At 72.2% G+C, this 24,882-nt stretch carries 26 protein-coding genes, 1 pseudogene and 1 riboswitch; of the genes and pseudogenes, 21 read left to right on the forward strand and 6 right to left on the reverse strand.

The genetic code is table 11. The features are described 5' to 3' along the window. The first annotated feature begins 37 nt into the window (after positions 1–37). From tuf to M0M48_RS00395, 6 genes are all read left to right on the forward strand, one after another. Positions 38–1,231 carry an elongation factor Tu gene (gene tuf / locus M0M48_RS00370; RefSeq protein WP_038677270.1) on the forward strand — a complete coding sequence of 398 codons (1,194 nt, stop codon included), beginning with the start codon at positions 38–40 and terminating at the stop codon, positions 1,229–1,231. Positions 1,232–1,320: 89 nt separating this feature from the next. Continuing rightward, a complete protein-coding gene (locus M0M48_RS00375) occupies positions 1,321–1,668 on the forward strand; it encodes a hypothetical protein (RefSeq protein ID WP_257753952.1) in 348 nt (115 codons plus the stop codon). Between the two features lie 8 nt (positions 1,669–1,676). Then, positions 1,677–2,390: a tRNA (guanosine(46)-N7)-methyltransferase TrmB gene (trmB, locus tag M0M48_RS00380; RefSeq protein ID WP_257753953.1), complete on the forward strand. Its 714-nt coding sequence runs from the start codon at positions 1,677–1,679 to the stop codon at positions 2,388–2,390. 196 nt (positions 2,391–2,586) lie between these two features. Continuing rightward, complete coding sequence (locus tag M0M48_RS00385; protein ID WP_215813181.1) at positions 2,587–3,918, forward strand: PhoH family protein; 1,332 nt, start codon at positions 2,587–2,589, stop codon at positions 3,916–3,918. Positions 3,919–4,131: 213 nt separating this feature from the next. Beyond that, a complete protein-coding gene (locus M0M48_RS00390) occupies positions 4,132–4,821 on the forward strand; it encodes a lytic transglycosylase domain-containing protein (RefSeq protein WP_257753954.1) in 690 nt (229 codons plus the stop codon). A gap of 370 nt (positions 4,822–5,191) precedes the next feature. Then, positions 5,192–5,503, forward strand: a complete 312-nt coding sequence (locus M0M48_RS00395) for a hypothetical protein (RefSeq protein ID WP_215813179.1) — start codon at positions 5,192–5,194, stop codon at positions 5,501–5,503. A gap of 37 nt (positions 5,504–5,540) precedes the next feature. Here the strand turns inward: M0M48_RS00395 and M0M48_RS00400 are convergent, their stop codons facing one another. Continuing rightward, entirely contained in the window at positions 5,541–6,941 is a 1,401-nt protein-coding gene (locus M0M48_RS00400; RefSeq protein ID WP_257759287.1) for a class II fumarate hydratase, read from the reverse strand. Between the two features lie 78 nt (positions 6,942–7,019). Between M0M48_RS00400 and M0M48_RS00405 the strand changes: the two genes are divergently transcribed. Beyond that, entirely contained in the window at positions 7,020–7,382 is a 363-nt protein-coding gene (locus tag M0M48_RS00405) for a GntR family transcriptional regulator (protein ID WP_215813178.1), read from the forward strand. After that, positions 7,379–8,329, forward strand: coding sequence for a hypothetical protein (locus tag M0M48_RS00410; RefSeq protein ID WP_257753955.1), 951 nt, complete (start codon positions 7,379–7,381; stop codon positions 8,327–8,329). Before M0M48_RS00405 ends, M0M48_RS00410 begins: the two co-directional genes overlap by 4 nt. On the opposite strand, the gene M0M48_RS00415 is transcribed toward M0M48_RS00410, so the two are convergent. The 3 genes from M0M48_RS00415 to M0M48_RS00425 all read right to left on the reverse strand — a co-directional run bounded on the left by M0M48_RS00415 (position 8,310) and on the right by M0M48_RS00425 (position 11,767). Then, positions 8,310–8,591 (reverse strand): TFIIB-type zinc ribbon-containing protein, encoded by a 282-nt coding sequence (locus tag M0M48_RS00415; RefSeq protein ID WP_257759288.1) that lies wholly within the window; start codon positions 8,589–8,591, stop codon positions 8,310–8,312. The two genes, M0M48_RS00410 and M0M48_RS00415, sit on opposite strands and share 20 nt — an antisense overlap. Positions 8,592–8,643: 52 nt before the next feature. Further along, positions 8,644–10,332, reverse strand: a complete 1,689-nt coding sequence (locus M0M48_RS00420; RefSeq protein ID WP_257753957.1) for a fumarate hydratase — start codon at positions 10,330–10,332, stop codon at positions 8,644–8,646. A 124-nt stretch (positions 10,333–10,456) separates the two neighbouring features. Continuing rightward, entirely contained in the window at positions 10,457–11,767 is a 1,311-nt protein-coding gene (locus M0M48_RS00425; protein ID WP_257753958.1) for a choice-of-anchor P family protein, read from the reverse strand. 199 nt (positions 11,768–11,966) lie between these two features. Between M0M48_RS00425 and M0M48_RS00430 the strand changes: the two genes are divergently transcribed. The 9 genes and pseudogenes from M0M48_RS00430 (at position 11,967) to thiC (ending at position 18,700) form a co-directional block, all read left to right on the forward strand. After that, complete coding sequence (locus tag M0M48_RS00430) at positions 11,967–13,061, forward strand: NAD(P)/FAD-dependent oxidoreductase (RefSeq protein ID WP_257753959.1); 1,095 nt, start codon at positions 11,967–11,969, stop codon at positions 13,059–13,061. A 3-nt stretch (positions 13,062–13,064) separates the two neighbouring features. After that, positions 13,065–13,174: riboswitch (TPP riboswitch) on the forward strand. After that, complete coding sequence (locus M0M48_RS00435) at positions 13,166–13,756, forward strand: thiamine phosphate synthase (RefSeq protein ID WP_257753960.1); 591 nt, start codon at positions 13,166–13,168, stop codon at positions 13,754–13,756. (Overlaps the previous riboswitch by 9 nt.) Further along, positions 13,756–14,208, forward strand: a pseudogene (locus M0M48_RS30975) (NAD(P)/FAD-dependent oxidoreductase); the annotation flags it as partial. The gene M0M48_RS00435 and the pseudogene M0M48_RS30975, both read left to right, overlap by 1 nt. Before the next feature lie 49 nt (positions 14,209–14,257). Continuing rightward, complete coding sequence (locus tag M0M48_RS00440) at positions 14,258–14,752, forward strand: FAD-dependent oxidoreductase (RefSeq protein ID WP_257759289.1); 495 nt, start codon at positions 14,258–14,260, stop codon at positions 14,750–14,752. Then, on the forward strand, positions 14,749–14,952 hold the full coding sequence (gene thiS / locus M0M48_RS00445; protein WP_257753962.1) for a sulfur carrier protein ThiS: 204 nt from the start codon (positions 14,749–14,751) through the stop codon (positions 14,950–14,952). The genes M0M48_RS00440 and thiS overlap by 4 nt, the downstream gene beginning before the upstream one ends. After that, on the forward strand, positions 14,949–15,713 hold the full coding sequence (locus M0M48_RS00450; protein WP_257753963.1) for a thiazole synthase: 765 nt from the start codon (positions 14,949–14,951) through the stop codon (positions 15,711–15,713). The genes thiS and M0M48_RS00450 overlap by 4 nt, the downstream gene beginning before the upstream one ends. Before the next feature lie 61 nt (positions 15,714–15,774). Further along, the gene (locus M0M48_RS00455) at positions 15,775–16,338 is read left to right on the forward strand and encodes a thiamine phosphate synthase (RefSeq protein WP_257753964.1); all 564 of its coding nucleotides are present in this window, start codon (positions 15,775–15,777) and stop codon (positions 16,336–16,338) included. Next, complete coding sequence (gene thiD, locus M0M48_RS00460) at positions 16,335–17,030, forward strand: bifunctional hydroxymethylpyrimidine kinase/phosphomethylpyrimidine kinase (RefSeq protein ID WP_257753965.1); 696 nt, start codon at positions 16,335–16,337, stop codon at positions 17,028–17,030. Before M0M48_RS00455 ends, thiD begins: the two co-directional genes overlap by 4 nt. Further along, a complete protein-coding gene (gene thiC / locus M0M48_RS00465) occupies positions 17,027–18,700 on the forward strand; it encodes a phosphomethylpyrimidine synthase ThiC (protein WP_257753966.1) in 1,674 nt (557 codons plus the stop codon). Before thiD ends, thiC begins: the two co-directional genes overlap by 4 nt. Here thiC and M0M48_RS00470 read toward each other — a convergent pair. Then, positions 18,676–19,353, reverse strand: coding sequence for a YdeI/OmpD-associated family protein (locus M0M48_RS00470; RefSeq protein WP_257753967.1), 678 nt, complete (start codon positions 19,351–19,353; stop codon positions 18,676–18,678). The two genes, thiC and M0M48_RS00470, sit on opposite strands and share 25 nt — an antisense overlap. Before the next feature lie 57 nt (positions 19,354–19,410). Between M0M48_RS00470 and M0M48_RS00475 the strand changes: the two genes are divergently transcribed. Further along, complete coding sequence (locus M0M48_RS00475; RefSeq protein ID WP_257753968.1) at positions 19,411–20,415, forward strand: asparaginase; 1,005 nt, start codon at positions 19,411–19,413, stop codon at positions 20,413–20,415. On the opposite strand, the gene M0M48_RS00480 is transcribed toward M0M48_RS00475, so the two are convergent. After that, the gene (locus tag M0M48_RS00480) at positions 20,412–21,614 is read right to left on the reverse strand and encodes a DUF4032 domain-containing protein (RefSeq protein WP_257753969.1); all 1,203 of its coding nucleotides are present in this window, start codon (positions 21,612–21,614) and stop codon (positions 20,412–20,414) included. The genes M0M48_RS00475 and M0M48_RS00480 overlap by 4 nt on opposite strands. A gap of 200 nt (positions 21,615–21,814) precedes the next feature. Here M0M48_RS00480 and M0M48_RS00485 point away from each other — a divergent pair, with 200 nt between their 5' ends. From M0M48_RS00485 to M0M48_RS00495, 3 genes are read left to right on the forward strand one after another with little or no spacing between them, the layout of a single operon-like run. Continuing rightward, on the forward strand, positions 21,815–23,092 hold the full coding sequence (locus M0M48_RS00485) for an extracellular solute-binding protein (protein ID WP_215813162.1): 1,278 nt from the start codon (positions 21,815–21,817) through the stop codon (positions 23,090–23,092). After that, positions 23,089–24,036, forward strand: a complete 948-nt coding sequence (locus M0M48_RS00490) for a carbohydrate ABC transporter permease (protein WP_257753970.1) — start codon at positions 23,089–23,091, stop codon at positions 24,034–24,036. Before M0M48_RS00485 ends, M0M48_RS00490 begins: the two co-directional genes overlap by 4 nt. Position 24,037: 1 nt before the next feature. Next, positions 24,038–24,880 (forward strand): carbohydrate ABC transporter permease, encoded by an 843-nt coding sequence (locus tag M0M48_RS00495; RefSeq protein WP_257753971.1) that lies wholly within the window; start codon positions 24,038–24,040, stop codon positions 24,878–24,880. Positions 24,881–24,882: the final 2 nt, after the last annotated feature.

Below are 24,882 nucleotides of genomic sequence, written 5' to 3' on the forward strand. Positions count from 1 at the left end.
TACGAGTCAAGTAACAACACATCCAGGAGGAGCCCCAGTGGCTAAGGCGAAGTTCGAGCGGACCAAGCCGCACGTCAACATCGGCACGATCGGTCACATCGACCACGGCAAGACCACGCTGACCGCGGCGATCTCGAAGGTCCTGCACGACGCGTACCCCGAGCTCAACGAGGCCTCGCCGTTCGACCAGATCGACAAGGCTCCCGAGGAGCGCCAGCGCGGCATCACGATCTCGATCGCGCACATCGAGTACCAGACCGAGGCGCGCCACTACGCGCACGTCGACTGCCCCGGTCACGCGGACTACATCAAGAACATGATCACCGGTGCCGCGCAGATGGACGGCGCGATCCTCGTGGTCGCCGCGACCGACGGTCCGATGCCGCAGACCCGTGAGCACGTGCTGCTCGCCCGCCAGGTCGGCGTCCCCGCCCTGGTCGTCGCGCTCAACAAGTGCGACATGGTCGACGACGACGAGCTCATCGAGCTCGTCGAGATGGAGGTGCGCGAGCTCCTCTCCGAGTACGAGTACCCGGGCGACGACGTTCCGGTCGTGCGCGTTGCTGCCTTCCCGGCGCTGAACGGCGACGAGAAGTGGGGCAAGTCGGTCCTCGAGCTCATGTCGGCCGTGGACGAGTACATCCCGCAGCCCGAGCGTGAGGTCGACAAGCCGTTCCTCATGCCCGTCGAGGACGTCTTCACGATCACCGGTCGTGGCACCGTCATCACCGGTCGTATCGAGCGCGGCATCGTCAAGGTGAACGAGGAGGTCGAGATCATCGGCATCCGCGACACCTCGCAGAAGACCACCGTCACCGGTGTCGAGATGTTCCGCAAGCTGCTCGACGAGGGCCAGGCCGGTGAGAACGTCGGTCTGCTCCTGCGCGGCACCAAGCGCGAGGACGTCGAGCGCGGCATGGTCGTGGTGAAGCCGGGGACCACCACCCCGCACACCAACTTCGAGGCGAGCGTCTACATCCTCTCGAAGGAGGAGGGCGGCCGTCACACGCCGTTCTTCAACAACTACCGTCCGCAGTTCTACTTCCGGACCACCGACGTGACCGGCGTCGTGACCCTTCCCGAGGGCACCGAGATGGTCATGCCGGGCGACAACACGGACATGACGGTCGAGCTGATCCAGCCGATCGCCATGGACGAGGGTCTGAAGTTCGCGATCCGTGAGGGTGGCCGCACCGTCGGCGCCGGCCGGGTCACGAAGATCACGAAGTGATCTGACCTGCTTCAGGGAAGCCCCGCTGCCTTCGGGCGGCGGGGCTTCCTGCTTTTTCTGGGCGGTCGGAGCCGTGGGAGAATCCGCCGGTGAGCCAGCCGCCCGGACCGAACCCCTACGACCCCCGGCCGTACCCGCCGTACGGCGGCTACGGGCTGCCGCCGGCGCCGCCGCCGGACCACCCGCAGGCGACGACGGTGCTGATCCTGGGCATCCTCGGCATCGTGCTGTGCCAGGTGCTGGCGCCGTTCGCGTGGGTGATGGGCGGGCGGGTCCGCAAGGAGATCGCGGCGTCCCCGGGAACCGTCGGCGGCTCCCAGATGGTCACCATCGGCTGGGTGCTCGGCATCGTCGGCAGCTGCCTGCTGCTGCTCGGGCTGGCGTTCGCGGTGGTCTACGTGATCTTCATCGTGATCCTGATCGGGAGCTCGGCATGAGTGGTGGCGTGACGCCCGCGCGACCGCACCACAAGCTCACCGAGGACGGCCGGCGGCTGCGCGAGGTGCTGACGTACTCGCGGCGCGGCAGCCGGTTCTCGCCCAAGCAGCAGGCCGCCTGGGACACGTACGCCGAGCGGTGGGTCATCCCCGACGAGGCCGTCGACCGCCCCGGCTTCACCTTCGCCTCCTGCTTCGAGCGCGAGGCGCCGCTGGTCGTCGAGATCGGCGGCGGCGTCGGCGAGGCCACCGCGGCCCTGGCCGCGGCCCGTCCCGAGGTCAACGTGCTGGCCCTGGAGGTCTGGCAGCCGGGCGTGGCCGAGAGCCTGGGCCGGGTGGGCGAGGCGGGTGCGACCAACGTCCGCTTCTGCGGCGTCGACGCGGTCTGGACCCTGGAGCACCTGCTCGGGCCGGGCGCGATCAGCGAGCTGTGGACGTTCTTCCCCGATCCCTGGCACAAGACCCGCCACCACAAGCGCCGGCTGGTCAACGCCGAGAACGCGGCGCTGGTCGCGTCCCGGCTCGCTCCGGGCGCGCTCTGGCGCCTGGCCACCGACTGGGCCGACTACGCCGAGCAGATGGTCGAGGTGCTCGACGCGGAGCCGCTGCTCGAGGGCGGTGTGGTCGAGCGCTGGGCGGACCGGCCGGTCACCAAGTTCGAGCGCAAGGGGCTCGCGAAGGACCGCGTCATCACCGACCTGACCTACCGACGCGTCACCTGACATTAACTTCCGTGGACCGGCGTGGCGCCCGGTTTGGTCGGGAGCCGGGCGTACCTTCCGAAGCAGTGGCAGGTGGGGAAGCCGGCCACATCGGGAGGCCCGACGTGAACCATCACGCAAGCGCAGCCCGGTCCGTCCACAAGGAATAGGGCCGGGGCGGCCCTACGGGGGCGCGTGCGGTCCGGTGAGGTGAGTCGTGGGAACCAATCACGATGGGGCACAGACCAGCACGCAGCGCCGTACCTACGTCCTCGACACCAGCGTCCTGCTGGCCGACCCGGCCGCCCTGCGCCGGTTCGCCGAGCACGAGGTCGTCCTGCCGGTGGTCGTGATCACCGAGCTCGAGGCCAAGCGCCACCACCCCGAGCTCGGGTACTTCGCACGCAGCGCGCTGCGCTCGCTCGACGAGATGCGGGTGAGCCACGGCCGGCTCGACACCCCCGTCCCGATGGGGGACGAGGGCGGCAGCGTGCGGGTCGAGCTCAACCACACCGACGCCACGTCGCTGCCCTCGGGCTTCCGGCTCGGTGACAACGACACCCGCATCCTCGCCGTCGCCCGCAACCTGGCCGACGAGGGCCACGACGTCACGCTGGTCTCCAAGGACCTGCCGATGCGGATCAAGGCCTCGGCGGTCGGCCTGGCCGCGGAGGAGTACCGCGGCGAGACCATCAGCGACTCCGACACCGGCTACTCCGGCATGGCCGAGCTCGAGGTCAGCGGCACCGAGCTCGACGAGCTCTACGACGACGGCACCCTCGACCACGCCGAGGCGCGCGAGATGCCCTGCCACACCGGCCTGGTGCTGCTCTCCGAGCGCGGGACGGCGCTCGGCCGGGTCGGCCCCGACAAGCAGGTGCACCTGGTGCGCGGCGACCGCGAGGCGTTCGGCATCCACGGCCGCAGCGCCGAGCAGCGGGTGGCCCTGGACCTGCTCCTGGACCCCGAGGTGGGCATCGTCTCGCTCGGCGGCCGGGCCGGCACCGGCAAGTCCGCCCTGGCCCTCTGTGCGGGCCTGGAGGCGGTCATGGAGCGCCAGCAGCACAAGAAGGTCGTCGTGTTCCGCCCGCTCTTCGCGGTGGGCGGCCAGGAGCTCGGCTACCTGCCCGGCTCGGAGTCGGAGAAGATGTCGCCCTGGGCCCAGGCCGTCTTCGACACCCTCGGCGCGCTCACCTCGCGCGACGTGGTCGACGAGATCCTCGACCGCGGCATGCTCGAGGTGCTCCCGCTGACCCACATCCGCGGCCGCTCGCTGCACGACTCGTTCGTCATCGTCGACGAGGCGCAGTCGCTGGAGCGCAACGTGCTGCTGACCGTGCTGTCCCGGATCGGCGCGAACTCCAAGGTCGTGCTCACCCACGACGTCGCCCAGCGCGACAACCTGCGCGTGGGCCGCCACGACGGCGTGGTCGCGGTCGTGGAGAAGCTCAAGGGTCACCCGCTCTTCGCCCACGTCACGCTGACCCGCTCCGAGCGCTCGCCGATCGCCGCGCTGGTGACCGAGATGCTGGAGAACGTGGTCCTCTGACGCCACCCGCCGAGGAGGCGGGTGGGACGCCTGTGACTGGTGTGCCCCAGGGGGCGGACGGGTTCACGCGAACCGGGGGAAGTTCCGCGGTTCGGTTTGCGTCCCCTCGCCTCCTCAGGCAGGGTGGGCGCTTGGCCACCGGCGGTGATGACATCGAGTCGGGCCCGATCGGGCGGTGGCTGCGCCCCTGACGTCGAGCCCGGATACGAGCACTTGTCGAATCACGCCAAGCCCGCACCGAAGCATCGCGGAGCGCCGAAGCACGCCCACCTGGCCCGTGCGCCGCGCAAGGCCGCGCGCAATGCCGTCGTCTTCTCCTCCGTCGCGGTCGCCGTGACCGGGGTCTCGATCGCGGCCGGCCTCGCCGGCCAGCACGTCGCCCCGCCGGCCGCCGCCAGCGCCGACCTCGACCCGCTCGCCCGGACCTCGTCCGACGGCGCCGCGGCCGAGGGCACCACGGCCTCCGCCACCGACCAGGCCGCCCCGCGCCGCGAGGCCGTCCTGTCGCGCAGCGACCGTCGTCCCGAGTCGGTCCCGGCCAAGGCCCTCGACCTCAGCGAGGCCCGCACCGCCGCGATGACCGACGAGCGCAAGCTCTCCGACTCCGACCCGCGCGACATCGCCCGCGCGCTCCTGGGGGAGTTCGGCTTCTCCTCCGACCAGTTCGGCTGCCTCGACTCGCTGTGGACCCGCGAGTCCAACTGGCGCGTCAACGCCGACAACCCGACGTCCAGCGCCTACGGCATCCCGCAGGCACTGCCCGGCTCCAAGATGTCGACCGAGGGCGCGGACTGGGCGACCAACCCGGCCACCCAGATCCGCTGGGGCCTGGGCTACATCAAGAACCGCTACGGCAGCCCCTGCAGCGCCTGGGGGCACAGCGAGTCCGTCGGCTGGTACTGAGCTGGATGGCGCGAGCGCGTCGCTCCTTCGTCGCGCCGCGCTGCCGCGCTCGCGGTCGAGGTTCTGCCCGGTCATTCGGACTTGGCGGCCAGACGTCGGCGTCGGCGGTAACGCCGACGTCGTCGCCTCCGGTCGCTCGTGCCTCGCTCGCTTCGGCTCCTCGTCGGCGTTGCCGCCGATCGGCCTTGCTGGGGGACCCGGCTGGTCGGTGGGGGTGGTCGGGGCGGGGTGGTCGGTCGGTCGGGCCGGGCGGTCCGGCGGGCTGTGGGGGCGGCGACACGCCGCTTGGGCGCGTTCGGAGGGGCTGAGGGTGCATGATGACGCCTAGCCGGGGCTTCCGGGTGCCCCGTACGACAGAAGGGGCCCGCACATGCTCTGGACCATCATCGTCACCCTGGTCGGCGGCACCGTCATCGGACTCATCGGCAAGGCCGTGGCGCCCGGCGACCGCACGAAGTTCCCGCTCTGGCTCACCGTCGCGTGCGGTGTGGTCGGCATGCTCGTCGGCAGCCTGCTCTACTGGGTGCTGTTCGGGCACAACAACAAGCCGTTCGACGGGCACGAGGCCACCTGGGACAACGCCACCAACGGCATCGACTGGCTGCGTCACCTGTGGCAGATCGCGGTGGCCGCGATCGCGGTGATCGTCGCGGCGACGCTGACCGGGCGCAAGCGGGCCTGAGGCGCGCTCCCCGGGGCCGGGTGGCCCCGGGCCGGGCTCAGGGGTGCGTCATCGAGGCGAGGTCGAGGGCGGCGTCGAGCTGCTCGAGGGTGAGCTCGCCGCGCTCGACGTACCCGAGGGCCAGCACGGTCTCGCGGATGGTGCTGCCGGTGGCGAGCGCCTGCTTGGCGATCTTGGCGGCCGCCTCGTAGCCGATGTGCTGGTTGAGCGGCGTGACCACCGAGGGTGACGAGGCGGCGTAGCGCAGCATCCGGTCGGCGTCGGCGGTGATGCCGTCGATGCAGCGCTCGGCGAGGGTGCGGGAGGCGGCGGCGAGGAGCCGGACGGACTCGAGCACGTTGCGGGCCAGGACCGGCATGGCGACGTTGAGCTCGAAGCTGCCGCTCGCGCCGGCGACGGTGACGGCGGCGTCGTTGCCGATGACCTGCATGCAGACCATGAGGGTGGCCTCGGGCAGCACCGGGTTGACCTTGCCGGGCATGATCGAGGAGCCCGGCTGGAGGTCGGGCAGGTGGATCTCGGCGAGGCCGGTGGTGGGGCCCGAGCCCATCCAGCGCAGGTCGTTGCAGATCTTGGTCAGGCCGACCGCGATCGTGCGCAGGACGCCGCTGAGCTCGACCAGCGAGTCGCGGGTGCCCTGGGCCTCGAAGTGGTTGCGGGCCTCGGTGAACTCCTGGCCGGTCGCCGCGCTGAGCGCCTCGATCGCGGCGGCGGCGAAGCCCGGCGGGGTGTTGATGCCGGTGCCGACGGCGGTGCCGCCCAGGGGGAGCTCCCGCACCCGAGGCAGGACGGCGGCGAGCCGCTCCGCGCCGTAGCGGATCGTCGCGGCGTAGCCGCCGAGCTCCTGGCCCAGCGTCACCGGCGTGGCGTCCATCAGGTGGGTGCGCCCGGACTTCACCAGGCCGGCGAACTCGTCGGCCTTGGCCTCGAGGGAGGTGGCGAGCTGGTCGAGCCCGGGGACCAGGTCGTCGGTGACGGCCAGCGTCGCGGCGACGTGGATCGCGGTCGGGAAGGTGTCATTGCTCGACTGGCTGGCGTTGACGTGGTCGTTGGGGTGCGCGGTGACGCCCTCGCGAGCGCACAGCGAGGCGATGACCTCGTTGGCGTTCATGTTGGAGCTGGTGCCCGAGCCGGTCTGGAAGACGTCGATCGGGAACTGGTCGTCGTACCGGCCGTCGGCGACGGCGCGGGCCGCGGTCGTGATCGCGGTGGCGAGCTCGGGGTCGAGGACGCCGAGCGCCACGTTGGCGCTCGCCGCGGCGCCCTTGACGTGACCGAGGGCGTGGATCAGGGCGGGCTCGATCGGGGTGCCGCTGATCGGGAAGTTCTCAACCGCGCGCTGGGTCTGGGCGCGCCACAGGGCGGCGGCCGGGACGAGGACCTCGCCCATGGAGTCGTGCTCGGTGCGGAAGGCGGTGTGCTCGTGCGGGGTGCTCACGACACCGACGCTACTCGGCCGCGCCACCTCGGCGGAGGGGGAGGAGCGTTGATTGAGTTGTTCTAGTACGATGCAAACATGTTGCTGCGGGTCGACCCCACCAGCCCGCTCGGGCTCGCCGAGCAGATCGCCGCCCAGGTGCGCGCGGCGATCATCGACGGCAGCCTGCGCGGCGGCGACAAGCTGCCGCCGGCCCGCGAGCTGGCCGCCGGGCTCGACGTCAACATGCACACCGTGCTGCGCGCCTACGCCGCGCTGCGCGACGAGGGGGTCGTCGACCTGCGCCGCGGTCGGGGTGCGCACGTGCGCAGCGACCTCGCCGAGCCCGACCGCGAGCGGGTCGCGCTGCGCCGCGAGGTGCGGGCGCTGCTCGACCGGGCCGCGCGCATCGGCCTGACCCCCGACCAGCTCGTCGACGAGATCCGAAAGGCCACCCCATGACCCTCCGCCTCCGGCAGCTCCTCGCCGCCCTCGTCGTGCTCCAGGCGCCCCTGTGGGCGATCGGGACGGCCCTGCTCCTGCGCGGTGACGTGCCCGACCCGCTGCCGACCCACTGGGACCTGGGCGGGGACGTCGACGGCACCTCCGGGCTCGCCGCGTTCACCACGATCGTCCTGGGCGTGGTGGTCCTCGCCGCGGCGGTGGCGCTCGTGCTCGTCGCCCGTGCCGGCCACCGTACGGCGCTCGGCGGGCTGGGCGCCGCGGCCGCCACCTGGGTCGCGGGCCTGCCTGCCGCGCTCTTCGTGGCGACGCTGGTGGCCTCCGCGGACGCCGTCCGGGCCGCGGACGTCCGGCTGCCGGTCCTGAGCATCGTCGTGGCCACGCTGGTGCCGTTCGTGGCCGCGTTCGCGGTGCACCGGCTGCTGCCCGCGCCGCTCCCGGACGCCGAGGCACCGCCGGCGCCCCCGTCCAGCCTGGTGCTGGCCGACGGCGAGCGGGTCGCCTGGGTCGGCCAGGCCTCATCCGGCCGCATGCTCGTGGCGGGTGTCGTGCTCGGGCTGGGCACGGTCCCGCTGTGGTTCGCGGTGTGGCCGGCGGCGCTCGCGGCCGGACTCGCCGCCGTGGCGCTCGCCTGGACCCACGTCGTCACGGTGCGCGTCGACGACGCCGGCGTCGCGGTGTCGTGGGGCCCCGCGCAGTGGCCGCGGGTCCGGGTGCCCGTCGACCGGATCGCGAGCGCGCAGGCCGAGCACGTCGAGCCGCTGCGCTGGGGCGGCTGGGGCTACCGCCGTACGACGCGCGGGCGGGCGGCCGTCGCGCGTCGCGGACCGGGCCTGGTGCTCACACTGCGCGACGGTCAGCGGTTCGCGGCGACCGTCGACCGGCCCGAACCGGCCGCCGAGCTGGTGAACGCCCTGGTCGGGCGGTTCAGTCGAACAGCTCGCTGAGCCAGGACTCGCGCTTGCGCTTCTTGTAGTAGCCCTGCTGCTGCGGCGGGTACTGCTGCTGGCGCGGCTCGCGGTAGTTGTCGTACTGCTTCTGCGGCGGCGCCTGCGGGGCGGCCGGCGCCGGAGCGTCGACGGAGCGGTCGATGATCTTGTCGAGCTCGCCGCGGTCGAGCCACACGCCCCGGCACTGGGGGCAGTAGTCGATCTCGATCCCGCTCCGCTCGCTCATCACCAGCGTCGTCTCATCCACAGGGCAGCGCATGCCTCGTGAACGGTTCGGGGGCGCCGGTGGTTCCCGGCGCCCCGCGGCGCGACTACTCGGCCGAGCGCACCCGGATCCCGGTGATCGGCACGGTGACCGCGCCGCCGGGGTCGGTGAAGAAGTCGTTGCCCTTGTCGTCGACAACGATGAAGGCGGGGAAGTCCTCGACCTCGATCTTCCAGACCGCCTCCATGCCGAGCTCGGGGTACTCGATGACCTCCTGGCTCTTGATGCAGTCCTGGGCCAGGCGGGCGGCCGGGCCGCCGATCGAGCCGAGGTAGAAGCCGCCGTAGGCGTCGCACGCCTCGGTGACCTGCTTCGAGCGGTTGCCCTTGGCGAGCATGACCATCGAGCCGCCGGCGGCCTGGAAGGACTTCACGTAGGAGTCCATCCGGCCCGCGGTGGTCGGGCCGAACGAGCCGGACGCCATGCCCTCGGGGGTCTTGGCCGGGCCGGCGTAGTAGACCGGGTGGTTCTTGAGGTACTCCGGCATCTCCTCGCCGGCGTCCAGGCGCTCCTGGATCTTGGCGTGCGCGATGTCGCGCGCGACCACGAGCGGGCCGGTCAGCGAGAGCCGCGTCTTGACCGGGTACGACGACAGCTGGGCCAGGATCTCGCTCATCGGCCGGTTGAGGTCGACCTTGACGACCTCGCCGCCGGAGATGTCCTCGGCGACGCCGGCGTCGGGCATGTACTGCGCCGGGTCGGTCTCGAGCTGCTCGAGGAAGACGCCGTCGGCGGTGATCTTGCCGAGCGCCTGGCGGTCGGCCGAGCAGGACACGGCGATCGCGACCGGGCACGAGGCGCCGTGGCGGGGGAGCCGGACCACGCGCACGTCGTGGCAGAAGTACTTGCCGCCGAACTGGGCGCCGATGCCGAAGGACTGGGTCAGCTTGAAGACCTCCTCCTCGAGCTCGAGGTCGCGGAAGCCGTGGGCGCTCATCGAGCCCTCGGTCGGCAGGTTGTCGAGGTAGTGCGCGCTGGCGTACTTCGCGGTCTTCAGCGCGAACTCGGCCGACGTACCGCCGATCACCACCGCCAGGTGGTACGGCGGGCAGGCGGCCGTGCCGAGCGAGCGGATCTTCTCGTCGAGGAACTCCAGCATCCGCTTCGGGTTGAGGACGGCCTTGGTCTCCTGGAACAGGAACGACTTGTTGGCCGAGCCGCCGCCCTTGGCCATGAAGAGGAACTTGTACTCCGGGCCCTTCTCGCCCTGGGCGGTGGAGTAGAGCTCGATCTGGGCCGGCAGGTTGGTGCCGGTGTTCTTCTCGTCGTACGTCGTCAGCGGCGCGAGCTGGCTGTAGCGCAGGTTGAGCTTGGTGTAGGCGTCGTAGACGCCCTTGCTGATCCACTCGCCGTCCTCGGCGCCGGTGAGCACGCCCTCGGACTTCTTGCCCATCACGATCGCGGTGCCGGTGTCCTGGCACATCGGCAGCACGCCGCCGGCGGAGATGTTGACGTTCTTGAGCAGGTCGAGCGCGACGAAGCGGTCGTTGCCCGAGGCCTCGGGGTCGTCGATGATCTTGCGCAGCTGGGCCAGGTGGGCGGGCCGCAGGTAGTGGCTGATGTCGTGCATCGCCTCGGCGGTGAGCCGCTGGATGGCCGCCGGATCGACCTTGAGGAAGGTCTGGCCGTCGGGGCCCTCGACGGTCTCGACGCCCTCCTTCGTGATCAACCGGTAGGGCGTGTCGTCCTTGCCGGTGGGGAGGAGGTCGGAGTAACGGAACTCAGCTTCAGCCACGAGCACACAGGATATCCCGCCCCGAGCCCGGGTCACCCATCGGTGGACCCGGCCCCGGGAACGGCCGAGGGGCCGGACCGCCTTGCGGCGACCCGGCCCCTCGGAGGGTGATCCGTGCGAACCGTCAGCCGGCGGACGGGGCGATGGCGGTGTAGGCCACACCCAGCTCGACGGTGGCGCCGACCGGCAGACCCGCCTGAGCGGTGTCGAGCGTGATCTTGACGGCCGTGATGGCGTTCTGGAAAGCACCACCGTTGGTGCTGGTCTGCTGGAGGTTCAGCGCGACCTTGCCGAGCCCGGCGATGTCGAGGATCGTGTTGGGCGAGACGTTGATCGGGATCTTCTGGCCCGCGATCACCAGGTTGACCAGCTGCATGTCCATCGTGGACGTCCACTTGCCGTCCTGCAGCTTGCCGGCCGCGCTCACCTTGATGGCGTTGGCCTTGACCAGGCCGCCGAGCAGGTTGATGCCCGCGGTCTGGTTGGTGTTGGTGACCTCGGCGTTGCCGTAGGCGTCCTTCTTGGACGTCGTGGTCGAGCTGATCACGCCGGTGGTGAGGATGCCGGGCACCCGGACACCGAGCGTGGAGTTGGTCAGCGTGCGGCCGTTGCTGGAGCCGACGGGCGTGCCGACGCGGGCGGTCGGGTCGCTGACGACCTGGATGTCGTCGCCGACGTGCGCCTGGATGCGGGTGCCGTAGGCGGTGCCGCCGAGCGAGGCGCCGGAGGCCGGAGCGACCTCGGAGAGGTACTGGTTGACCGGGTTGACCAGCAGCGTGACACCGGCCGAGTAGCCGCCGAGCGGCTTGAGCAGCGTGACGCCGACGGCCCACGCCATGGTGCCGGCCAGGTCACCCTCGGGCTGGTCGTACTTGCCGTGCAGCGCGTAGTTGAGCGTGACGCTCGCGACGCCCGGGATGGTGACCGCGTAGTTCTTGGGGATGTTCAGCGGCAGCTTGATGCCGGCGATCTTGATGTTCGCCAGGCGGCTGTTGGCGGTGTACGACGCCGAACCGTCCGCGCGACCGGTGGTGGTCACGTTGGTCTCGAGCGCGTCGGCCGAGATCAGGCCGCCGAGGAGGCTGACGTGCGCCGTCCGGGCGAAGGACTTGAGGGTCGTGGTCTGACCGACCAGCGCCTTCTGCACCACCGCGTCGGTCTTGGTCTCGACCGCGCCGACCTCGGCGAGGTTGAGCACCTTGACGGCCGCGGTGCTGTTCTTGGAGCTGCTGGACTTCGCCCCGCCGGTGACGCCCGACTGGGCGGTCAGGTCGGACTGGACGACGCCGTCGAGCACCTTGATGTAGGTCGCGCCGGTGCTGGCCGAGTACGACCAGTAGACCGGGTCGGCGGCGTGAGCCGGCGCCGGTACGGCGACCAGACCTGCACCCCCGAGAGCAAAGGCGACAAGAGTGACGAGCTTCCGCACGTTCACGGGACCCCATTCCCATTCGTGTTGTGACTTTTTTGAAGTTTGTCCCCCCAGGAAACCACCGCGCACCCGCTCGTGACGAGCGCGCGAGGGCATTCCGGACAGCAATTTAACGAAGGTTCTGCCGGCAAGTCACGCCTGATCTGCCCGCGAGACGGATCCGGTGCGGGCATAGCCGGGCCGGCGCCGCCGTTGTACCGGCGTGCACGTGTACGACGCGGTGGTCATCGGAGCCGGTCAGGCGGGGCTCTCCGCCTCCTTCCACCTGACCCGGTTGGGCCTCGACCACGTCGTCCTCGACGCCAACCCGCAGCCCGGCGGCGCCTGGCAGCACCGGTGGGACTCGCTGTCGATGCACGACGTGCACGGCGTCGCGGACCTGCCCGACGCGCCCGCGCCGGGGGACTCCGGGGCCCGGGCCAACGTGGTCGTGCCGGACTGGTTCGGCCGCTACGAGAGCGAGCACGGGCTGCCCGTCGTCCGGCCGGTGCGGGTCGAGCGGGTGACCGAGGACGCCGACGGGCTGCTCGTCGTCCACGCGGGGGAGCGCGCGTGGACCGCACGCACGCTGGTCAACGCGACCGGCACCTGGACCCGGCCGTTCGTGCCGCACTACCCGGGCGCCGAGACGTTCGCGGGGGAGCAGCTGCACACCGCCGACTACCCGGGCCCCGAGCACTTCGACGGCAAGCGCGTCGTCGTGGTCGGCGGCGGGGCCTCCGCGGTGCAGTTCCTCGGCGAGCTGGGGCCGCGGACCGACGTGGTCTGGGTGACCCGCCGGCCGCCGGTGTGGCGCGACCGCTTCGACGAGAACGCCGGGCGCCACGCGATCGAGCTCGTCCAGGAACGGGTCCGTGCGGGCCTGCCCCCGGCGAGCGTGGTGAGCGTGACCGGGCTGGCGCTGCGCCCGCAGGAGCAGGAGGCCGCCCGGCTGGGCGTGTACGAGCGCCGGCGCCCGATGTTCGCGCGGATCGAGCCCGACGGCGTGCGCTGGGCCGACGGCTCGTTCGAGCGGGCCGACGTCATCCTCTGGGCGACCGGGTTCCGGCCGGCCGTGGGCCACCTCGCGCCGCTGCACCTGCGCAGCGAGCACGGCGGGATCGCCCTGCTGCAGAGCGGGACCGACGTGCAGACCGCGACCACCACGCTGCGCGACCCGCGGGTCCAGCTCGTGGGCTACGGACCCTCGGCCAGCACCATCGGCGGCAACCGCGCCGGCCGGGCCGCGGCGCTCGCCGTCCGGCGCTACCTCGCCGAGCACCCTCTGGAGCTCGCCGAGGATCGTGCGCTAGCGTGAGTCACGACCACCCACGGGAGTCCGCGGCAGCGGGCTGAGAGGGAGCTGGAGCCGCTCCGACCGTCACACCTGATCCGGATCATGCCGGCGAAGGAACGGACCTGATGAGCGCACGTCTTTTCTGCCTGACCTCCTCCGCGGAGGACCTCACCCTGCTGCCCGCGCTGGCCGAGGCCGGCGTCGACGGCTTCCAGGTGCGGGACAAGTCCCTGCCCACCGGCGCGCTGGTCGCGCTGACCCGGTCGGTGCTGGCCGCCGTCCGGCCGTACGGCGCCACGGTCGTCGTCAACGACCGGTTGGACGTCGCCCTCGCGGCGGGCGCGGACGGCGTCCACCTCGGCACGAGCGACCTCGCCGTCGCCGACGCCCGCCGGCTCGCGCCCGGGCTGCTCGTCGGGGCGACCTGCCGCTCGCGCGCCGAGGTCGTCGCCGCCGCGGAGGCCGGGGCCGACTACGCCGGCTTCGGCCCGGTGCTCGCGACCTCGTCCAAGGCCGGCTTGCCCATGCCGCTGGGGTTCGCGGCCGTGACCGCGGCCGCCGGCGTGCTGCCGCTGGTGGCGATCGGCGGGCTCGGCACGGACTCCGCCGCGCATGCGCGCGCCGCCGGTGCGTACGGCGTGGCGGTGATCGGCGCGATCTGGCGACAACCCGACCCGGTGGGGTCAGCGAAGGAGCTCGTCGCGGCGGTCGGCTGATGCGGGTCGACGTGCTGGGCGCGGGGATCGTCGGGCTGACGGTCGCCGAGGAGCTCGGCCGTCGCGGGCACTGCGTCGCGGTGGTCGATCCGGACCCGGCCGGCGGGGCGTCGTACGCCGCGGCGGGGATGCTGAGCCCCGGTGCCGAGGTGTGGCACGGCGAGGAGGAGATCCTCCGGCTCGGGGTGGCCTCGCTGGCGCTGTGGCCGGCGCTCGCCGAGCGGCTGGGGGTCGCGCTGCGGCGGACCGGCACCCTCCTCGTCGGGTACGACGGCGGCGACCTCCAGCAGGTCGAGCGCCAGGTGGCGCTGCTCGGCCGGCACGGCCACGAGGCCCGGCTGCTCGGCCGGGCCGGCGTGCGCGCGGCCGAGCCGACCCTGGCCCGGGTGACCGGCGGCGCGCTGCTGCCGGACGAGGCGAGCGTGGACCCGCGCGCGGTCTGCGCCGCACTGCTCGACCGGGTCGCGCTGCGCCCCCGCGCGGCCCGACGCCGAGGTCACCGTGGTCGCCACCGGCGCGCGGCTCCCGGCGCCGTGGACCGGCCTGGTGAGCGGGGTGCGCGGCGAGGTGCTGCGGCTGCGCTCGGACGACCCGCCGCGTCGTACGGTCCGCGGGTGGGTGGGCGGCGAGGCCGTCTACCTGGTCCCGCGCGGCGACGGCCGGGTGGTGCTTGGCGCGACCTCCGAGGCCCACGCCGCGCCGCCGGTCCTCACCGGCGGGGGCACGCTGCGGCTGCTGGCCGCCGCGCGCGCCGTGTGGCCGGCCCTGGACCGGGCCGAGCTCGTCGAGGGGACCGCCCGGGACCGCCCCGCGACCGCCGACGGCCTGCCGCTGGTCGGGCCCAGCGGCGTCCCGGGCGTCGTCCTCGCGGCCGGGCACTACCGGCACGGCGTGCTGCTGGCGCCGCTCACCGCACGGCTCGTCGCCGACCACCTCGAGACCGGACACGTCGACCCCGCGGTGGATCCCCGCCGCACGACCCAAGGAGCACCATGACGATCACCTGCAACGGCGAGCCGGTGCGCACGGAGGCCTGCGCGATCGCCGACCTGCTGCACGAGCGCCTCGGCGACCCGCGCCCCCACGGCGTCGCGGTCGCGGTCAACGACGAGGTGGTCCCGCGCGGCGAGTGGACCGCCCGGCGGCTCGTCGACGGCGACGTCGTCGAGGTCGTGACGGCGGTGCAGGGCGGATGAGCGAGCTCTCGATCGCCGGCGTCGTCCTGCCGTCCCGGCTCTTCCTCGGCACCGGTGGGCTGCCCCACGTCGCGCTCGTCGGCCCGGTGCTGGACGCGGCGCGCCCGGCCCTGGTGACCGTCTCGGTGCGCCGGACCTCCTCGCTCGCCGAGGGCGGGCTGCTCGCGGCGCTGCGGGACGCGGGGGTCCGGCTGCTGCCCAACACCGCCGGCTGCCTGTCGGCCCGCGAGGCCGTGCTCACCGCCGAGCTGGCCCGCGAGGCCCTCGGCACCGACTGGGTCAAGCTCGAGGTGGTGGGCGACGAGCGCTCGCTGCTGCCGGACGCGGTCGAGCTGCTCGACGCGGCCGAGGACCTGGTCCGGCGCGGCTTCGTCGTGCTGCCCTACACGACCGATGACCCGGTGCTCGCCCGGCGCCTGGTCGATGCCGGCTGCGCGGCCGTGATGCCGCTCGGCTCGCCGATCGGCTCGGGGCTCGGCGTGCTCAACCCGCACGCGATCGCCGCCGTACGGGCGGCGGTCGACGTGCCCGTCGTCCTCGACGCCGGGGTCGGTACGGCGAGCGACGCCGCGCTGGCCATGGAGCTCGGCTGCGACGCGGTCCTCGCCGCCACCGCGGTCACCCGCGCCGACGACCCGGTCGCGATGGCCGCCGCGCTGCGACTCGGCGTCGAGGCGGGACGGCTCGCGTGGTCGGCGGGCCGGATCCCGCGCCGCAGCGAGGCCCGCGCCTCCAGCCCGGTCCTGGGGAGGATCGGATGAACCACCCCACGGACTTCTTCTCCTCCGCTGCGCTCCCCCGAACAAGTCCGCGGGGACCCCGGTGAGCCGCCGCCTGGTCGTGCTCACCGACCGCACGCTGGTGCCCGCGGGCCGCTCGCTGCGCGACGTCCTGGGTGCCGCTGCCGACGCCGGCCTGACGACGGTGCTGCTGCGCGAGGTCGACCTGCCGGACGACGAGCGCGCCAAGATCGCCGACCACGCGCGCTCCTGCGGCCTGGAGGTGATCGCCGCGCACCGTCCGGTCGCCGGGTGCGCGGGCGTGCACCTGCCGGCGGGCGCGGCGCTGCCCGAGGTCGCGACCCGGTGGGGGCGCTCCTGCCACAGCCGGGCCGATGCGGTGGCCGCGGCGGCGGACGGCGCGTGGTGGGCCACCCTGTCGCCGTACGCGGTGACGGAGAGCAAGCCCGGCTACGGTCCGCCGCTGCCGGCGTCGGCCTTCGCCGCACCACCGCTCCCGGTCTACGCGCTCGGCGGGATCACGCCCCAGAACGCCGCGCTGGCGCGGGATGCGGGCGCCTACGGCGTCGCCGTGATGGGCGCGGTCATGCGCGCCGGCGACCCCGGCGCCGTCGTCGCCGCGCTGCTGCGCGAGGTCGTCCGGTGAACCCGCCGGTGGTGCTGACGATCGCGGGCACCGACTCCAGCGGCGGCGCCGGTGTGGGCGCCGACCTGGCGACCTTCGCGGCCCTCGGCGTCCACGGGACGTGCGTCGTCGCGGCCGTCACCGCGCAGGACACGACGGGCGTCCGCGCCGTCCACCCGATCCCGTACGACGTCGTGGTCGCCCAGCTCGACGCGGTCCTCGACGACCTCGACCCGGTCGCGGTCAAGACCGGGATGCTGGCCACGCCCGAGGTCGTGCGCCTGGTCGCCGAGCGGTGCGCGGACCGGGTGCTCGTCGTCGATCCGGTGCTGGTCGCGACCTCGGGTGCGGTGCTCGCCTCGGCCGCGGTGGTCGCCGCCTACCGCGAGCACCTGCTGCCCGTCGCCACCGTCGCGACCCCCAACGCCGAGGAGTTCGCGGCGCTGGGCCGGCCCGGCGACGCGAACGTCCTGGTCACCCGCGGCGGCGACATCGTGACGACGAACGACCACGGCACCGGCTGCACCCACTCCGCGGCGCTCGCCGCGTACCTGGCCCACGGCGTCGACCTCGCCACGGCCGCCCCGCTCGCGGACGCCTTCGTCGCCCGCCAGCTCCACCTCGGCTCGGACTGGACCCTCGGCCGCGGCCGGGGACCGGTCGCCCACCTGCTCGCCCACCCGCACGCCCCCACCCAAGGAGAGATCGCATGACCGTCCACCCCGCTCACACCCGCGTCCTCAAGAGCGACGAGGCCGGCGACCTGGCCGTGCCGTTCACCCGCGTCGCGCTCACCAACGGCGAGACGTTCGACCGCTACTGCACCGAGGGTCCCGGCTCGGACCCGGAGGTCGGCCTGGCTCCGCTGCGCGCCGGGTGGATCGAGGGCCGCGCCGACACGATGTCGTACGACGGCCGGGAGACGCAGCTCATCGACAACGGCCGCTCGGCGGTCCGGCGGGGCGCGGCGAACGAGGAGTGGCGCGGCGAGCGGCGCCGCCCGCGCCGTGGCGAGAACGTCACCCAGATGGCCTACGCCCGGGCGGGCGTGGTGACCGAGGAGATGCGCTACGTCGCCCTGCGCGAGGGCTGCGACGTCGAGCTGGTGCGCAGCGAGGTCGCTGCCGGACGGGCGATCATCCCGGCCAACGTCAACCACCCCGAGTCCGAGCCGATGATCATCGGCAAGCGGTTCCTGGTGAAGATCAACGCCAACATCGGCAACTCCGCGGTGACCTCGTCGATCGCCGAGGAGGTCGACAAGCTCACCCACGCCATCACCTGGGGCGCGGACACCGTCATGGACCTCTCGACCGGGGAGGACATCCACACCACGCGTGAGTGGATCATCCGCAACTCGCCGGTCCCGATCGGCACCGTCCCGATCTACCAGGCCCTGGAGAAGGTCAACGGTGAGGCTGACAAGCTCTCGTGGGAGGTCTTCCGCGACACCGTGATCGAGCAGTGCGAGCAGGGCGTCGACTACATGACGATCCACGCCGGCGTGCTGCTGCGCTACGTGCCGCTCACCGCGAACCGGGTGACCGGGATCGTCAGCCGGGGCGGCTCGATCATGGCCGGCTGGTGCCTCGCGCACCACCAGGAGAACTTCCTCTACACGCACTTCGACGAGCTCTGCGAGATCTTCCGGCGCTACGACGTCTCGTTCTCGCTCGGCGACGGCCTCCGCCCCGGCGCCACCGCCGACGCGAACGACGAGGCCCAGCTCTCCGAGCTGCGCACGCTGGCCGAGCTCACCGCGCGGGCCTGGGAGCACGACGTCCAGGTGATGGTCGAGGGTCCCGGCCACGTCCCGCTCCACCTCGTCGAGGAGAACGTCCGGCTCCAGCAGGACTGGTGCCACGGCGCGCCGTTCTACACGCTCGGGCCGCTCGCCACCGACATCGCGCCCGGCTACGACCACATCACCTCGGCCATCGGCGCGGCCACGATCGCCATGCACGGCACCGCGATGCTCTGCTACGTCACGCCCAAGGAGCACCTGGGCCTGCCCAACCGCGACGACGTCAAGACCGGTGTCATCACCTACAAGCTCGCCGCGCACGCCGCCGACGTCGCCAAGGGCCACCCGGGCGCCCGGGACTGGGACGACGCGCTGTCCAAGGCCCGCTTCGAGTTCCGCTGGCACGACCAGTTCGCGCTGTCGCTCGACCCGGTCACGGCCGAGTCCTTCCACGACGAGACGCTGCCCGCCGAGAACGCCAAGACCGCGCACTTCTGCTCGATGTGCGGGCCGAAGTTCTGCTCGATGCGGATCAGCCAGGACGTGCGCGAGCGCTTCGCCACCGACGGGATGGCGCAGAAGTCGGCCGAGTTCGTCGAGCTGGGCGGCACGGTCTATGTGGAGCCCGAGGCCTCCTGAGCCGCGGCGGCGGCCCGCGCCACCCACTTGGGCACCTCGCCGTAGCGCTGGCTGGGGATCATCTCGCCCGCGGCCGAGTCGGTGACGAGCTGGGTCATCCGGCGGTCGCGGGTCGCCTCCTGCTTGGCGCTGAGGACCCAGTTGGTGCACACCCGCCGGTAGGTCCGGGTCGCCGTCTCCCAGAACGCCGTGGCGGCGGGGGAGGCGGCGAGCTGGGCGGCGTACGCCCGGGGCAGGACCAGCTCGCCGTCGACCTCGTGGGTGTAGGGCGCGGCCTCGGGGCGTCGTACCTCCCAGATGGCGAGGCCGGAGGGCTGCATCCGGCCCTCGGCGCGGAGCTGCTCGACGAGGTCGAGGTTGACCTTGCTCCAGTTGCTCGTCTTCTTGCGCGGCGTCCAGCGCTGGCGGACGGCGTCCTCGTCGATGCGCTGGGCCACGGAGTCGATCCAGCCCCAGCACAGCGCCTCGGGGACGGCCTCGGCCCAGGTGAGCCCGCGCTCGGGGACGTGCTTCTTGTAGAGCCCCATCCACAGCTCGGTCTCGCTGTCGTGGTGGAGCGCGAGCCAGGCGCCGAACTCGGCCGCGTCGGCGAAGAAGCGGGCAGGGCGCTCGGTGCTGCCGCCGAGGCGGCCGGGGGTGACGTCGTCCGGCATGGGCGCCAGCCTGCCACCCGCCGCCGACAGGACGGGCGCATCCGCGAAGATGGCGCCATGACCAGACCCACCGTGGCGATCGGCGCCCTTGGCGGCACGATCGCCTCCACGTCGAGTGCCGACGACGGCAGCGAGGTCGTCCCGACCCTGACCGCGGAGCGGCTCGCCGCCGCAGTGCCGGGGCTCGGCGACCTCGCGACGGTCCGCGCCGAGACCCTCGCCCAGCTGCCGAGCCCGTCGCTGGACGAGCCGACCGTGCTGCGGACCCTGCGCTGGGCGCACGACGCCGTGGATGCCGGAGCGACCGGCGTGGTGATCACCCAGGGCACGGACACGCTGGAGGAGTCGGCGTACCTGCTCGACCTGTTCTGGGACCGCCCCGAGCCGCTGGTGGTCACCGGCGCGATGCGCGCGCCCCAAGCCGCGGGTGCCGACGGTCCGGCCAACCTGCTCACCGCGGTCCGCTGCGCGCTCGCCACGTCCTCGCACGAGCGGGGTGTGCTCGTGGCGTTCGACGACGAGATCCACCAGGCGCGGTGGGTGGCCAAGACCGACTCGATGTCGACGAGCGCCTTCCGGTCCGCCGGCTTCGGCCCGATCGGCCGCTGCGTCGAGGCCGAGGTCGTCTACGGCGTACCGGCGAGCCGCGCGCCCGCCCTGGCCCTGCCCGCCGCCGACACCCCCGACCCGCGCGTCCCGCTGCTCGCGACCTACCTCGGCGACGACGGGCACGTCCTCGACGCGGTCCGCGACAGCGGTGTCGACGGCGTCGTGATCGCCGGCTTCGGCGCCGGTCACGTGTCGGCCGCGATGGCCGCCGCGGTCGGCCGCGCCGCCGAGCGGATGCCGGTCGTCTTCGCCTCGCGCACGGGCTCCGGCCCCACCGGTCGGGCGATGTACGGCTACCCGGGCTCCGAGATCGACCTGCTCGCCCGCGGTGCCATCGGCGCCGGCTGGCTGCCGCCGGTCAAGGCCCGGCTGCTGCTGTGGGCGCTGCTGGCGACGGGCTCCGCCGACCCGGCCCGGCTGCACGCCGAGCTCGCCGCGCGCGGCACTCCTTAGGGCGCCGCTCCCGGCAGGTCGGGCGGCCGGTGCGGGAGCACGTTCTCGACGTAGTCGCGCGCCGACTCGATGATGTCGACCTCGTGCCCGGCCTCGTCCGAGAGCGCCCAGCGGTGCTCCATCACCTCGTGGAAGTACTCCGCGGGCGAGATCGTCGTGCGCATGCCGGGCGGCAGCAGGTCGACGATGGGGGTGTAGATCGTGGTGAGCCAACGGCGGGCGACGGTCTCGCGGTCCTCGTCGTCGTACCCGAAGTGGGCGGTGTAGGCAGCGAGGTCGTTGAGCAGCTTGCGCGCCTGGCTGTCCTCGGCGACGAGCCCGGTGAGCTCGCGCAGCTCGCGCCGGTGGTGTCCGGCCTCGACCACCTTGGGCTGGATGCGCACCCGGTCGGAGTCGGTCTGCACGTCGAGCTCGTCGACGTCGAAGCCGAGGTCGTTGAGGCGCGCGATCCGCTGCTCGACGCGGTACCACTCGTCGGCGCCGAACTCCTCGGCGGCGGTGAGCTCGTCCCACAGCGCGTGGTAGCGGTCGGCGAGCTGGGCGACGACCTCCTGGCCGTCGACCTCGACGTCCGTGTCGCCGCTGGCCTGGAGGTCGAGCAGCTCGGCGAAGATGTTCTCGACGCCGACCGTGACGTCGTGCTCGCGCATCGCGTCGGACAGGTGCGAGCGCAGCTCGCCGGTCTCGGCATCGACGAGGAAAGCGGCGAAACCCCCGGCGCTACGGCGGAAAAGCGCGTTGGAGAGCGAGACGTCGCCCCAGAAGAAGCCGGCCAGGTGCAGGCGCACCAGCAGCACGACGAGGGCGTCGACGAGGGCCGGGACCTGGTGCGCGGGAAGCCCGCGCTGGAAGATCGTGCGATAGGGCAGCGAGTAGTGCAGGTGCTCGGTGAGGAGTGCGGCGGGCAGCGGTTCGCCGGCGTCGGAGCGGCGTCCCGTCACCACCCCCCGTGGGACGACGGCCGGCTGGTCGAGCCGCTGCAGGTCGCGCAGCAGGTGGTACTCCCGCAGTGCGATGGCCTCCTGGGTCTCCTTGACCGCGACGAACTGCCGGTTCACCTGGACCACCCGGACCACGTGGCGCGACAGCCCGAGGGGGAGCGGGACGACGTACCAGTCCTCCCACTCGGCGAGCGGGCGCGACCACGGCAGCCGGAAGAGCGCCGGATCGGTGCGTGCCGCGACGACGTGGAGCGCCATGACAGCAAAGTTACGACGTCTGGAATCGCACGTCACGGGCACTGATCCCTCACGGGGGCGTGGACAAGAGTGCCTCCGCTGGGCTAGGACTGAGTGACGCACGCCACACTCTTGGGAGGGGTGATCGGGCGATGAGGTCGACAAGTGAGGTGCTGAGGCGAAGGTCTCGACGAAGGCGACGCGCTGTCGCCGGAGCCGCCGTGGCGGTGCTCGCCACCACCACGCTGAGCGCGTGCGGCGACTCGGGCAAGCCGGTCCTCAACTGGTACGTGAACCCCGACGGGGTGGCCACGTTCGAGAAGTACGCCAAGTCGTGCAGCACCGGTGACTACGACATCGCGGTCCAGCAGCTGCCGAACTCGGCGACCGACCAGCGCACCCAGCTGGCGCGCCGGCTCGCGGCCAAGGACTCCTCGACGGACCTGATGAACCTCGACCCCGTCTTCGTGGCCGAGTTCGCCAACGCCGGATGGCTCGAGCCCGTCGAGGGTGAGCTCGCCGACGCGATCAACGGCAGCCTCGAGGGCGGCGGTGACTACCTGGCCGGCGCGGCCAACACGGTGACCTGGAACGACAAGGTCTACGCGATCCCGCTCTGGGCCAACACCCAGGTGCTCTGGTACCGCAAGTCGCTCGCCGAGGCCGCGGGACTCGACATGACCAAGCCGGTCACCTGGAAGCAGGTCATCGACGCGGCCTCCGACAACGGGGGCACGGTCGGCGTCCAGGCCAACAAGTACGAGGCCTACGTCGTGTGGATCAACGCCCTCATCCAGGGCGCCGGCGGCGACATCGTCTCCGACACCGAGGCCGGGCGCGACGCCAAGGTCGACGTCGACTCCGCCGCCGGCCGAGACGCGGCCACGGTCATCCAGGAGCTCGCCGACTCCAAGGCGGCCCAGCCCGACCTGTCGGTGTCGAACGAGGGCACCAGCCTGGGGCAGATGTTCCCGGCCGAGGGCCCTGGCGAGTTCATGGTCAATTGGACGTTCGTCTACAAGAACTACGAAGGCCTGATCGGCCAGGCCGGCGGCCCCACCAAGGAGCAGTTCGCCGACCTCGGCTGGGTGCGCTACCCGGCCACGGTCGAGGGCGAGACCTCCAAGCCGCCGGTGGGCGGCATCGACATCGGCGTCGGTGCCTACACCAAGCACGCCGACTGGGCGACCGAGGCGGCCCGCTGCATCACGTCCGAGAAGGCGCAGGTCGACCTGGCCCTCAACGACGGCCTGATGCCGTCGACCAACGCGGCGTACGACCAGGTGGCGGCCAGCGGCAAGTACCCCAAGGACCTGATCGAGCTCTTCCGCACGAGCGTGGACGAGGGCGGGCCGCGACCCAAGAGCGCCTTCTACGCGATGATCTCGGGCGCCATCCAGGCCAAGTGGCACTCGCCGACCTCGGTCGACCCGGGCAGCACGCCCGAGGAGTCCGCGACCTACCTGAAGGACGTGCTGGAAGGGAAGTCGCTGCTATGAGCACCGTCACCGCCCCCACCACCACCGGCGGTCACCGCCGGACCGGAAAGCCGGAGGTCAGCGACCGGGCCCGGGCCGAGACCCGCCTCGGGCAGCGGCTCGTGGCTCCGGCCGTCGTCCTGATGCTGATCGTGACGGCGTTCCCGATGCTGCGGGCGATCTACCTGTCGACCTTCGACTACGCGCTGACCGCGCCGGACGACCGCAACTTCATCGGAGTGCGCAACTACGTCACGGCGCTGACCGATCCGCTGTTCTGGCAGACGACCGGGGTGACCGTGCTCTACATGGTCGTCACCGTCGCGATCGAGCTGGTGATCGGCTTCATCTTCGCGATGGTGATGCACCGGGTGATCTTCGCCCGCGGCATCATCCGGACGTCGATCCTCGTGCCCTACGGCATCATCACCGTGGTCTCGGGCTTCGCCTGGCAGTTCGCCTTCTCCTACCAGAACGGCTTCATCAACGGCTGGCTGCCGTTCGTGGGCGACGACTTCAACTGGTTCGGCCAGACCGGGTCGGCGGTGGTCTCGATCATGGTCTCGGAGATCTGGAAGACCACGCCGTTCATGTCGCTGCTCCTGCTGGCCGGGCTGGCCCAGGTCAGCGAGGACATGATCGAGGCGGCCAAGGTCGACGGCGCCACGTGGATGCAGCGGCTGACCAAGGTGATCCTGCCGAACATGCGGGCCGCCATCATGGTCGCCGTCCTGTTCCGGGCGCTCGACGCCTACCGGATCTTCGACAACATCTTCGTGATGACCGCCGGTGCGGTGAAGACGGAGTCGATCAGCTTCCTGACCTACCGCCAGACCATCGAGCAGTTCCAGCTGGGCATGGGCTCCGCACTGTCGGTGCTGCTGTTCCTCTCGGTCCTGCTGGTGGCCTTCCTGATCGTCAAGCTGTTCCGCGTCGACCTGGCGCAGGCCCGGCAGGAGTCCTGAGATGAACCGCACCCGCAATCGCGTCGGCCTCGTCGTCGGCTGTGCCCTCATCCTGATCTGGTGCCTGCTGCCGGTGGCCTGGATCATCTCGCTGTCCTTCAAGTCCGAGGCCTCGATCACCAACGGCAACCCCGGCTTCTTCCCCGGCGACGGGACCGGCGCCGGCTGGGACAACTACCGGGCGGTCTGGGACAACGAGCAGTTCCGGCGCGCGATCTTCAACTCGATCGGCATCAGCCTGATCGCGACCCTGCTCTCGGTCATCGTGGCCACGCTGGCGGCGTACGCCATCGCGCGGCTGGAGTTCCGTGGCAAGAAGCTCGTGCTCACCATCGCCCTCGTGATCGCGATGTTCCCGGTGGTCTCGCTGATCGGTCCGCTGTTCGACATGTGGCGCGCGACGGGGCTCTACGACACGTGGCCGGGGCTGATCATCCCCTACATGTCGTTCACGCTGCCGCTGGCGATCTGGACGCTGTCGGCGTTCTTCCGCGAGATCCCGTGGGAGATGGAGCAGGCCGCCCAGGTCGACGGCGCGACGTCGTGGCAGGCGTTCCGCAAGGTGATCGTGCCGCTGGCCGCGCCCGGTGTGTTCACCGCGGCGATCCTGACGTTCTTCTTCGCCTGGAACGACTTCGTCTTCGGCATCTCGCTGACCTCGACCGAGACCGCACGGCCCATCCCAGCGTCGTTGTCGTTCTTCGTCGGCGCCGATCCGTTCAACCGGCCGGCCTCGCTGCTGGCCGCGGGAGCGGTCATCGCGACCATCCCGATCATCGTCATCGTCCTGATTTTCCAACGCAAGATCGTGGCCGGGCTGACGTCCGGCGCGGTGAAGGGGTGAGG

Source organism: Pimelobacter simplex (assembly GCF_024662235.1).
In the GTDB taxonomy this organism is placed as follows: Bacteria; Actinomycetota; Actinomycetes; order Propionibacteriales; family Nocardioidaceae; genus Nocardioides.